Raw genomic sequence first — 10,561 nt, 5'->3', positions numbered from 1 at the left:
GGCCTGATGGTGGCGGCTGCGGCCTTCACCTACAAGACCAAGCACGAGGCCGAGAACCAGTTCGATCTTCTGGCCAAGACCGAAAGCCAGATCCGCTACGAGGAAGACACGATCTCGATCCTCAAGGCAGATTGGAGCCTGCTCACTCAGCCCGCGCGTCTCCAGCGTCTGACCGAATCCTATGCCGACGACTTGAAACTGGGCACGGTCGAGCCGGAGCAGATCGTTACCCCCGACGCCATTCCGCAGCGCCCGCCGGAAGTGCCGGATCCGAATATCGATACGATTGCCGAGATGCTGAAGCGCATCGACAAGACCTCGACAGGAGCCATCAAACCATGATCGGGAAATGGCGTAAGCGCTTTGAAGGCACGGCATTGGGCAGCGGCATCGTGGTGGATGGCGAGCGCAAGGCGTTCGGCAGCCGCGCCCGGCCGCGCTTGATGATGACCATGGCCGTCTTCCTCGGCCTCTACGCAGCCCTTTCCGGCCGCATGATCCATCTTGCCATGACCGACCCGGAAGTCGGTGCCGGCCCCGCGTCGCGCGTCACCGCTTCACGTCCTGACATCGTTGACCGCAACGGCGAGGTGCTGGCGACCGACATCAAGACGGCGTCCTTGTTTGCCGAGCCGCGCCGCATCGTGGATGCCGACGAGGCCATCGAAAAGCTCGCCACGATCCTGCCCGACATCAATTACGAGCAGACCTACAACAAGCTGAAAAGCGGCGCCGGTTTCGTCTGGCTGCGCCGTCAGCTGACGCCCAAGCAGCAGTCCGACATCATGAATCTCGGCGTGCCGGGCTTCGGCTTCCGCACGGAAAAGCGCCGCTTCTATCCCGGCGGCTCCACCGCTGCTCATATCGTCGGCCTGGTGAATGTCGACAACCAGGGCATTTCCGGCATCGAGAAATATATCGATGATCAGGGTCTCGCCGACCTGCAGGCCAGCGGCCTGGCTCAGCCCAAGGATCTCGCGCCGTTCCAGTTGTCGATCGATCTGCGCGTCCAGCACATCGTGCATGACGAGATTACCCAGGCGCTCACCCGCTATCATGCAATTGCCGCCGGTGCCGTGGTGCTCAACGCCAAGACCGGCGAAGTCGTGGCGATGGCGTCGGTGCCGGATTTCGATCCGAACAACCCGTTCAACGCGCATGAAAAAGACCGCCTGAACCGCATGTCGGCAGGCACCTACGAGATGGGCTCGACCATCAAGAGCTTCACCACGGCGATGGCGCTGGATTCGGGCAAGATGAACCTGAATTCCACCGTTGACGCCAGCAAGCCCTTCCGCTTCGGCAACCAGACCATCCGCGACTTCCACGGCAAGAACCGCGTTCTCACTTTGCCGGAAGTATTCATCTTCTCGTCCAACATCGGTTCGGGACACGAGGCCGATATTGTTGGTCTGGAAGGCCATCGCGAGTTCATTCATCGCATGGGCCTGCTCGACCGCATGAAGACGGAGCTTCCGGAAGTGGCACGTCCGACCGAGCCGAAGGTCTGGAAGAAGGTCCATTCCATGACCATCGCCTTCGGCCACGGCATGTCCACGACGCCGTTGCAAACGGCGGTGGGCGTGGTGGCTTTGATGAATGGCGGCTTCCTGATGAACCCGACCTTCCTGCCGCGCACGCGGGATGCCGCGCTGGAAAGCGCCACGCGCGTCGTCAGCCAGCAGACTAGCGACGAGATGCGTTATCTCTATAAGCTGAACGCCACCAAGGGCACCGGCGGCTCGGCCACCCGCGCCACCGTTCCCGGCTATCGCATCGGCGGCAAAACGGGCACGGCGGAAAAGGTCGTGCATGGGCGCTATTCGAAAGACGTCCGCTTCAACGCCTTTGTCGGCGCATTCCCGATCGACGATCCGCAATATGTCGTGCTTTCGATCGTGGATGAACCAAAGCCGGAAAAGCCGGGGCAGGCGGCAACCGCTGGTCTCAATGCGGGACCTTTGTTTTCCAACATCATCCGCCGTTCGGCACCGCTGCTCGGCGTCCAGCCGGATTTCCGCCTCGAAGAGAAGCCATTGCTGGTATCCTCGCAGTGATTCTGAGGCGCTGAACCGCATCGGACACTGTGCAACCTGAAGTGATGGGACTGCGATGAAGCTCTCGGATTTCGCCGATATCCTGCCGTTGAAGGGCGAGGGTGCCTCCGCAGTGGATGTCAGCGCGCTCACCGCCGACTCCCGCCAAGCAACGCCGGGCACGGTGTTCTTCGCTTTGTCGGGAGCCAAGACGGATGGCAGTCGCTTCGCCGCCGACGCCGCTGAAAAGGGCGCCAGCGCGATTGTGGCCGGCGAGGGTGCTTCCGTTGGCGACCTCTCCATTCCGGTGATCCGCGTGGCCGATCCGCGCCGCGCTTTGTCCCTATCGGCCGCGCGCTTCTTTGGCGCCCAGCCCGAAACCATGGTTGCCGTCACCGGCACCTCCGGCAAGACTTCCGTGGCCTCCTTCACGCGCCAGGTCTGGGACTTCGGCGGCTATCAATCCGCCAGCATCGGCACCACCGGCGTCGTCGCGCCGGGCCGCAACACCTACGGCTCACTGACCACGCCCGACCCGGTCGCCCTGCATCATCTTCTCGCCGACCTCGCCAAGGCCGGCGTCACCCATGCGGCGATGGAAGCCTCCAGCCATGGCCTCGACCAGCGCCGTTTGGATGGCGTGCAGCTCAAGGCTGCCGCCTTCACCAATCTCGGCCGCGACCACATGGATTATCATCCAACGGTTGAAGACTATCTCGACGCGAAGCTTCGGCTGTTCCGCGACCTCCTGCCCAAGGATGCGCCGGCCGTGATCTTTGCCGACGATCCGTGGTCGGAGCAGGCGATTAAGGCCTCGCAGGATACGGGTTTGCGCACGCTTACCGTTGGCCGTAAGGGTGCGCTGCTGACGCTCAAGCGGGTCGAACACGAGCGTTATCGTCAGCGCGCGGAGATCGAAGCGGAAGGCCGGATCTTCGAGATCGACCTGCCGCTGGCCGGCGACTTCCAGATCGCCAACGCCCTCGTATCCGCCGGCCTCGCCATCGCCACTGGCATGCCGATCGAGCTTTCGCTGGCTGCCCTCGAAAAGCTTAAGGGTGCACCCGGTCGTCTCGATCTCGTCGGCTCCAAGAGCAACGGCGCACCGGTTTATGTCGATTATGCCCACAAGCCCGATGCGCTGGAAAACGTGCTGGCCTCCGTGCGTCCCTTCACCACCGGCCGTGTCGTCGTGGTGTTTGGCTGCGGCGGTGATCGCGATCGCGGCAAGCGGCAGATCATGGGTGAGATCGCCACGCGCCTGGCCGATGTGGTAATTGTCACCGACGACAATCCGCGCTCGGAAGTACCGGCGGAAATCCGCGCCGCCATTCTGGAGGCCGCTCCGAACGCGACCGAGATCGCCGACCGTCGCCAGGCCATCCACGAAGCGATTGCCATGCTGCAATCCGGCGACACGCTGATCATTGCCGGCAAGGGGCATGAGGAGGGCCAGACGATCGGCGCCGAAACGCTGCCCTTCTCCGACCACGCCGAAGCGCGTGCGGCGCTGACGGAGCGTGCGGCATGAGCCCCTTATGGACCGGCGATGCCATGACGGCGGCGATGAATGGCCGCTCCTTCGGCACTCTTCCTTCTGAAATCAGCGGCATTTCCATCGACAGCCGAACCTTGCAGCGCGGCGATGCTTTTTTCGCCATCGCCGGCGACCAGTTCGACGGCCATGATTTCGCGACCGCCGCCGTCAAGGCCGGCGCGTCGGTTCTGGTTGTGTCGGAAGGCAAGCTGCCGGCGCTCGGCCGGTTGACCACGCCCAAGATCGTGGTTCCGGATGTGCTGGCAGCGCTGGGCAAGCTCGGCCAGGCCGCGCGTGCCCGAACCAATGCCCGCATCATCGCGGTCACCGGTTCCAACGGCAAGACTTCGACGAAGGAAGCCCTGCGCCATGTTCTGGCGGCGTCTGGCACGGTGCATGCCGCCGACAAGTCCTTCAACAATCATTGGGGCGTGCCGCTGACCTTGGCGCGCATGCCTGAAGATGTCGATTTCGGCGTGTTCGAGATCGGCATGAACCATCCCGGCGAAATCCGTACGCTGGTCAAGATGGTCCGTCCCCACATCGCCATCATCACCATGGTGGGTGCCGCCCATCTCGGCTTCTTCCGCGACCTCGATGAAATCGCCGAAGCCAAGGCCGAGATCTTCGAGGGGCTGGAAATGGAAGGCGCGGTGCTCGTCAATCGCGACGATCCGCGCTTCAGCCTGCTCGCCAATCTCGCGCGCGCAAAGGGCCATGGCAACATCAAGAGCTTCGGCGAGAACCCGCAATCCGACATCCGCTTGCGCGATGCCGAATTGTTTGGCGACCGCTCGGAAATCGCTGTTTCGGTCAATGGCCGCGACGTGGTGGCGACGGTCGGCGCGCCAGGCCGGCACATCGTCCAGAACGTGCTCGCCGTGCTGGGTGCCGCCGATCTGGCGGGTGCGGACCTCGAAAAAGCAGCGGCGGCACTCGCCAGCCTCAAGGCGGAGCAGGGGCGTGGACGCCGCCATGTTCTGCCGGTGGATGATGGCACGGCCATTCTGATCGACGAGAGCTTCAACGCCAATCCGGCCTCTATGCAGGCAGCCTTGTCCTTGCTTGGCACGACCCAGCCCGGCACCGGCGGTAGGCGCATTGCTGTGCTCGGCGACATGCTGGAACTGGGCGAGCAGTCGCCCGAGCTTCATGCCGCTCTGGCTGAACAGATTGCGGCCGCCCGCGCCGACGCCGTCTTCCTGGGCGGACCGGAGATGCGCCGCCTTGCCGAAGCGCTTCCGGCCGACTTCCCGAAGGTTTACGCCGAAAGTGCTGCGGAATTGACGCCGCTCATCTTGGATGCGATCCGGTCCGGCGACGTCGTCATGGTCAAGTCATCCAAGGGCATCGGCTTCTCGAAGATCGTCGACGCAATGCTGGCACAATTTTCGTCCGCCAAAGCTGACGGTATGACGGCTTAACGCCGTCGCAGAGAGGTCTCCATTCATGTTCGTTTTGCTCGTCCAGTTCGCTGACGACCTCTCCATCTTCAACGTTTTCCGCTACATCACCTTTCGGACCGGCGGCGCGCTGATCACCTCGGCGCTGATCGTCTTCATGTTCGGCCCCTCGATCATCGATTCGCTGCGCATCCGTCAGGGTCGCGGCCAGCCGATCCGCGCCGACGGTCCGCAAACCCACTTCAAGAAGGCCGGTACGCCCACGATGGGCGGTCTGATGATCATGTCAGGCATCCTCGGCTCGTCGCTACTATGGGCGAACCTGTCCAGCCTGTATGTCTGGGCGGTGCTGTTCGTGACGATCGGTTTCGGCGCGATCGGTTTCTACGACGACTACACCAAGGTCACGAAGCAGAGCCATCTCGGCGTGTCGGGCAAGGTCCGGCTGCTTCTGGAGTTCCTGATCGCCGCCGTCGCGGCCGGCCTCATCATGTATGCCGGCAAGGAGCCGTTCTCATCCTCGCTGACCTTCCCCTTCTTCAAGGATGTGCTGCTCCATCTCGGCCTGTTCTTCATCCCCGTTGCCTGCTTCGTCATCGTCGGCGCGGGTAATGCGGTGAACCTCACCGACGGCCTCGACGGTCTCGCCATCGGCCCGGTGATGATCGCAGCCGGCTCGTTCGGCATCATCTCCTACCTGGCCGGTAATGCCGTTTTCGCCGACTATCTGCAGATCCACTGGACCCCGGGCACCGGCGAGCTCTGCGTGCTGCTCGGCGCCGTCATGGGTGCGGGCCTCGGCTTCCTCTGGTTCAACGCACCGCCCGCCGCCATCTTCATGGGCGACACCGGCTCCCTGGCGCTCGGCGGTTTGATCGGCACGGTAGCCGTCGCCACCAAGCACGAGATCGTTCTCGCCATCATCGGCGGCCTGTTCGTGATGGAAGCTTTATCCGTCATCATCCAGGTCGGCTTCTTCAAAATGACCGGCCGACGCGTCTTCCTGATGGCGCCGATTCACCACCATTTCGAGAAACTCGGCTGGACCGAAAGCCAGGTCGTGATCCGCTTCTGGATCATCGCCATCATCCTGGCCCTGATCGGCCTGTCCACCCTCAAGCTGCGGTAAACACCATGATCTCCGCTCAGTCCTTTTCGGGGAAGGCGGTCGCTCTCTTCGGACTGGGCGGCTCCGGCATCGCAACGGCGCAGGCTCTCGTCGCAGGCGGCGCTGATGTTCAGGCTTGGGACGACAATCCCGAAAGTGTCGCCAAGGCAGAAGCTGCCGGCATCCCGGTCGTCGACCTGCGCACGATCGATTGGTCGCGCCTGTCTTCCTTCGTTTTGTCGCCCGGCGTACCGCTCACCCATCCCAAACCGCACTGGACGGTCGATCTTGCGCGCGGCGCTGGCGTCGAGATCATCGGAGACATCGAGATCTTCGTTAGGGAGCGTAAGCGTCTCGCGCCCGACGCTCCTCTCGTCGCCATCACCGGCACCAACGGCAAATCCACCACCACGGCCTTGATCGCGCACATCCTCCAATCCGCCGGTCGCGACACGCAGATGGGCGGCAATATCGGCCGCGCCGTGCTGACCCTCGATCCGCCTGAGAGTGGCCGTCACTACGTCGTCGAGTGCTCCTCCTACCAGATCGATCTCGCCCCTTCGCTGAACCCGACCGTCGGCATCCTCCTCAACGTCACGCCCGATCATCTCGACCGCCACGGCACCATCCAGCACTATGCCGACATCAAGGCGCGGCTCGTCGCCGGAAGCGAAACTGCGGTGATCGGAGTCGATGACAGCTTCTGTGTCGAGATCGCCGACCGGTTAGAGCGTGCCGGCCCGAAAGTGGTGCGGATTTCCGGAAGATTGCCGCTGAAAAGCGGATATTTTGCCGAAGAAAGCGAACTTTTCCGGGGAGCCACTCCGGAAAAACGGGCGCTTTTTTCGCTAAACGGCATCGGTTCGCTGCGCGGCCGGCACAATGCACAAAACGCCCTTGCAGCCGTTGCGACCTGCCTTGAGCTCGGTCTTTCCGAAGCCGAAATCCAAAATGGTTTGAACACCTTCCCCGGTCTCGTTCACCGCATGGAACAAGTCGCGCGGCGTGGAAAAGTGCTGTTCGTCAATGATTCCAAGGCAACCAACGCCGAAGCCGCAGCACCCGCTTTGTCGAGCTTCCCCAAGATCCGCTGGATTGCCGGTGGATTGCCAAAAACCGGGGGAATTGAAGCACTTAGACCCTTCTTCCCCCGCATCACCAAGGCCTATCTCATCGGCGAAGCCGCCCCCTCCTTTGCGGCAACTCTGGGTGAAACGGTTCCTTATGAAATTTCAGGGACTTTATCATCAGCCGTTAACCATGCCGCCCGGGATGCCGAGGCTGATGGCGAAACGGTGGTCCTGCTCTCGCCGGCATGCGCGAGCTTCGATCAGTTCAAGAATTTCGAGTTGCGCGGCGAAGCATTTCGCCAGGCAGTTCAAGCACTTGCCGGAATAGAGCCGGTTTAAGGGGTATGGTTTATGCTGAGCAGATTGGATCGCAGTCCTGTCTCGAACTGGTGGTGGACCATCGATCGCTGGTTCTTGTCCGCCTTCGTCATGCTGATGGTGCTGGGCATCGTCCTGTCCTTCGCCGCCAGCCCCGCCGTGGCTGAACGCATCGGCCTCGACAGCTTCCATTTCGCCACCCGCCAGATCATCTTCATGATCCCGGCCTCCATCGTCATGATCGGCGTGTCCTTCCTTGATGCGAGACAAATCAGACGCTTAGCAGTGATTTTGCTGGCCATCATGGTGGTCCTGATGGTGGCCGTTCTTTACGTCGGCGTGGAAGTGAAAGGCGCGCGGCGCTGGATTTCCTTTGCCGGCTTGTCGGTCCAGCCCTCCGAATTCCTGAAGCCCGTCGTCATCACCGCCTGGCTGTTCGCCGAACACGCCCGCCAGCCTGACATTCCAGGCAATCTTTTTGCGATGATCCTGCTCGGCCTCGTGGTCGCTTTGCTCGTCGCGCAGCCTGATTTCGGCCAGACCATGCTGACTTTGGCCACCTGGGGCGTGATGTTCTTCGTGGCCGGCATGGCCTGGTTCTGGATCATCGCGCTGGGCGCCGTTGGTATCACCGGCGTTTTCGCTGCCTACACGCTCCTGCCGCACGTCGCCGGTCGTATCGATCGCTTCCTCACGGGCGAAGGCGATACGTATCAGGTTGATATGGCCATGCAGGCCTTGCTCAATGGCGGCTGGCTCGGCAAAGGCCCGGGCGAAGGCACGGTCAAGCGCGTCATCCCGGACAGCCATGCCGACTTCGTGTTTTCCGTCGCCGGCGAAGAATTCGGCATCGTATTTTGCTTCCTCATCATGGGCATCTTCGCCTTCATCCTGCTGCGCGGCCTTTCGACGGCGCTGAAGGAGCATGACGATTTCGCCCGCTATGCCGTGACCGGCCTGGTGACGCTGCTCGGGCTGCAATCCTTCATCAATATGGGCGTGAACGTCCAGCTTCTGCCGGCCAAGGGCATGACCTTGCCGTTCATTTCCTATGGCGGCTCGTCAACCATCGCGATCGCTATTTCCATGGGCATGATCCTGGCGCTGACCCGCAAACGCCCGGAAAAGCGCTCGCAGATCCATTATTCCATGGAACGCGCGCGCTCGCTGGCAGCGGCGGAATAAGATGCCGGGCCGTTCAGCCCTCAAGGGCACCATCCTTCTTGCCGCCGGCGGGACCGGCGGTCATTTGTTCCCAGCCGAAGCTTTGGCGCATGAACTTGGCGCGCGCGGTTGGGATGTTCACCTCGTCACTGATACGCGGGCAGGCCGGTATTCCGGCACCTTTCCGGCGGTTGCGACGCATCAGGTCTCTGCATCGACGTTCGGCTCGAAGAACCCGATAGCTCTCAGTCGCGCGATCTGGACGATCTGGAGCGGCGTCAGGCAGTCGACAGTTCTGATCAACAAGCTCAAGCCGAAAGCGGTGATCGGCTTTGGCGGTTATCCCACCTTGCCGCCGCTTTACGCCGCGAGCAGACGTGGCGTTCCCACGCTGGTTCATGAGCAAAATGCGGTCATGGGACGGGCAAATAAGGGGCTGGCTGCCCGGGTTTCCGGCATTGCAGGGGGCTTTTTGCCCGAAAATTCGGGCGTTCATGCCGGAAAAACCGTTGTAACCGGGAATCCTGTCCGGCCTGCGGTCATCACGGCGGCCGCCCGGCCGTTCAATCTGCCGGGCCTTGATGATCCATTCCGGCTGCTGGTGTTTGGCGGCAGCCAGGGCGCGCAGTTTTTTTCCGACGCTGTTCCAGCCGCCCTTGCGCTTCTGCCGGAAGCTCTCCGCAAGCGCTTGAGCGTCGTGCAGCAGGCGCGGGCGGAAGATGAAGATCGGGTGCGTGATGCCTATGACAAACTCGGCATGACGGTCGAGGTGTCGCCCTTCTTCAACGACATGGCAGAGCGCATCGCCGATGCCCATCTGGTGATTTCCCGCTCAGGTGCATCAACGGTTTCCGAGGTCGCGGTGATTGGCCGCCCGGCTATCCTGGTGCCGTATCCTCATGCGCTCGACCATGATCAGGCGGCGAATGCTGCAGCACTGGCCGCGTCGGGTGGGGCGGAGGTGCATCAGCAGGCGACGCTGACGCCGCAGCGGATCGCAGATCTCATTGCCGACCGCATGCAGGATCCGCAGGCACTAGCCGTGATGGCTTCCGCCGCGCGTTCCGCAGGCAAGCCGAATGCGGCGAGCTTGCTCGCTGATTTCGCAGAAGCTATTGCATCCGGCCAAACCGCAGCACAGTTCAAACAAGGAGTGCGGCCATGAAGATGTCGACCACAATCGGCCTCGTGCATTTCATCGGGATCGGCGGCATCGGCATGAGCGGCATTGCCGAGGTGCTCAAGAATCTCGGCTACGAGGTGCAGGGCTCTGACCAGGCCGAAGGCGCGAACCTTCAGCGTCTGCGCGACAAGGGGATCACCTGCTTTGTCGGCCACAAAGCCGAGAACCTTGGCAAAGCCGAGGTCGTGGTCGTCTCCACCGCCATCAAGAAGACGAATCCGGAGCTGGTTGCCGCGCGTGAAAAGCTGCTGCCGATCGTTCGCCGCGCTGAAATGCTTGCCGAGCTGATGCGCTTCCGCCAGGCGGTCGCGATTGGCGGTACGCATGGAAAAACAACCACGACCTCCATGGTCGCAGCGCTGCTTGAAGCGGGCGGGCTCGATCCGACAGTCATCAATGGCGGCATCATCAATGCGCTCGGCACAAATGCCCGCATGGGTGAGGGCGAGTGGATGGTGGTGGAAGCCGACGAAAGCGACGGCACTTTCCTGAAACTGCCGGCGGAAATCGCCGTCGTCACCAATATCGACCCGGAACATCTCGATCACTACGGCAGCTTCGACAATGTCCGCGCTGCCTTCCGCCAGTTCGTAGAAAACGTGCCGTTCTACGGGTTTGGCGTCATGTGCATCGACCATCCGGAAGTGCAGGCGCTGGTCGGCCGCATCGAGGATCGCCGCGTCGTAACCTACGGTGAGAACCCGCAGGCTGACATGCGCTTCGCCAATCAGCGCTACGAGAA

The 10,561-nt window shown here is 62.2% G+C and carries 9 protein-coding genes; all 9 read left to right on the top strand.

What is annotated here, in order from left to right; genetic code table 11:
- Nucleotides 1-3 precede the first annotated feature (3 nt).
- Complete coding sequence (gene ftsL / locus RTX98_RS14775) at nt 4-342, top strand: cell division protein FtsL (RefSeq protein ID WP_312797558.1); 339 nt, start codon at nt 4-6, stop codon at nt 340-342.
- Complete coding sequence (locus RTX98_RS14770) at nt 339-2,057, top strand: penicillin-binding protein 2 (protein WP_312797556.1); 1,719 nt, start codon at nt 339-341, stop codon at nt 2,055-2,057. Before ftsL ends, RTX98_RS14770 begins: the two co-directional genes overlap by 4 nt.
- A 55-nt stretch (nt 2,058-2,112) precedes the next feature.
- The gene (locus RTX98_RS14765; RefSeq protein ID WP_312797554.1) at nt 2,113-3,567 is read left to right on the top strand and encodes a UDP-N-acetylmuramoyl-L-alanyl-D-glutamate--2,6-diaminopimelate ligase; all 1,455 of its coding nucleotides are present in this window, start codon (nt 2,113-2,115) and stop codon (nt 3,565-3,567) included.
- A complete protein-coding gene (locus RTX98_RS14760) occupies nt 3,564-4,997 on the top strand; it encodes a UDP-N-acetylmuramoylalanyl-D-glutamyl-2,6-diaminopimelate--D-alanyl-D-alanine ligase (RefSeq protein WP_312797553.1) in 1,434 nt (477 codons plus the stop codon). The genes RTX98_RS14765 and RTX98_RS14760 overlap by 4 nt, the downstream gene beginning before the upstream one ends.
- Nucleotides 4,998-5,022: 25 nt before the next feature.
- Complete coding sequence (gene mraY / locus RTX98_RS14755; protein ID WP_312797552.1) at nt 5,023-6,105, top strand: phospho-N-acetylmuramoyl-pentapeptide-transferase; 1,083 nt, start codon at nt 5,023-5,025, stop codon at nt 6,103-6,105.
- 5 nt (nt 6,106-6,110) lie between these two features.
- A complete protein-coding gene (gene murD / locus RTX98_RS14750) occupies nt 6,111-7,493 on the top strand; it encodes a UDP-N-acetylmuramoyl-L-alanine--D-glutamate ligase (protein ID WP_312797550.1) in 1,383 nt (460 codons plus the stop codon).
- Nucleotides 7,494-7,505: 12 nt separating this feature from the next.
- Nucleotides 7,506-8,657, top strand: a complete 1,152-nt coding sequence (ftsW, locus tag RTX98_RS14745) for a putative lipid II flippase FtsW (RefSeq protein ID WP_312797548.1) — start codon at nt 7,506-7,508, stop codon at nt 8,655-8,657.
- Between the two features lies 1 nt (nt 8,658).
- A complete protein-coding gene (gene murG, locus RTX98_RS14740) occupies nt 8,659-9,801 on the top strand; it encodes an undecaprenyldiphospho-muramoylpentapeptide beta-N-acetylglucosaminyltransferase (protein WP_312797546.1) in 1,143 nt (380 codons plus the stop codon).
- On the top strand, nt 9,798-10,561 hold a 764-nt coding region (locus RTX98_RS14735), incomplete at its 3' end, for a UDP-N-acetylmuramate--L-alanine ligase (protein WP_312797544.1). The genes murG and RTX98_RS14735, both read left to right, overlap by 4 nt.

Origin of the sequence: Tianweitania sp. (genome assembly GCF_032053605.1) — a bacterium.
In the GTDB taxonomy this organism is placed as follows: domain Bacteria; phylum Pseudomonadota; class Alphaproteobacteria; order Rhizobiales; family Rhizobiaceae; genus Tianweitania.
This window is presented reverse-complemented; position numbering and strand designations above follow the sequence as displayed.

What these genes read in the sequence shown, in the direction of transcription:
- murG (WP_312797546.1), top strand. Translation starts at nt 8,659, where the DNA reads ATGCCGGGCCGTTCAGCCCTCAAGGGCACCATCCTTCTTGCCGCCGGC.
- RTX98_RS14760 (WP_312797553.1), top strand. Translation starts at nt 3,564, where the DNA reads ATGAGCCCCTTATGGACCGGCGATGCCATGACGGCGGCGATGAATGGC.
- RTX98_RS14770 (WP_312797556.1), top strand. Translation starts at nt 339, where the DNA reads ATGATCGGGAAATGGCGTAAGCGCTTTGAAGGCACGGCATTGGGCAGC.
- murD (WP_312797550.1), top strand. Translation starts at nt 6,111, where the DNA reads ATGATCTCCGCTCAGTCCTTTTCGGGGAAGGCGGTCGCTCTCTTCGGA.
- mraY (WP_312797552.1), top strand. Translation starts at nt 5,023, where the DNA reads ATGTTCGTTTTGCTCGTCCAGTTCGCTGACGACCTCTCCATCTTCAAC.
- ftsW (WP_312797548.1), top strand. Translation starts at nt 7,506, where the DNA reads ATGCTGAGCAGATTGGATCGCAGTCCTGTCTCGAACTGGTGGTGGACC.
- RTX98_RS14765 (WP_312797554.1), top strand. Translation starts at nt 2,113, where the DNA reads ATGAAGCTCTCGGATTTCGCCGATATCCTGCCGTTGAAGGGCGAGGGT.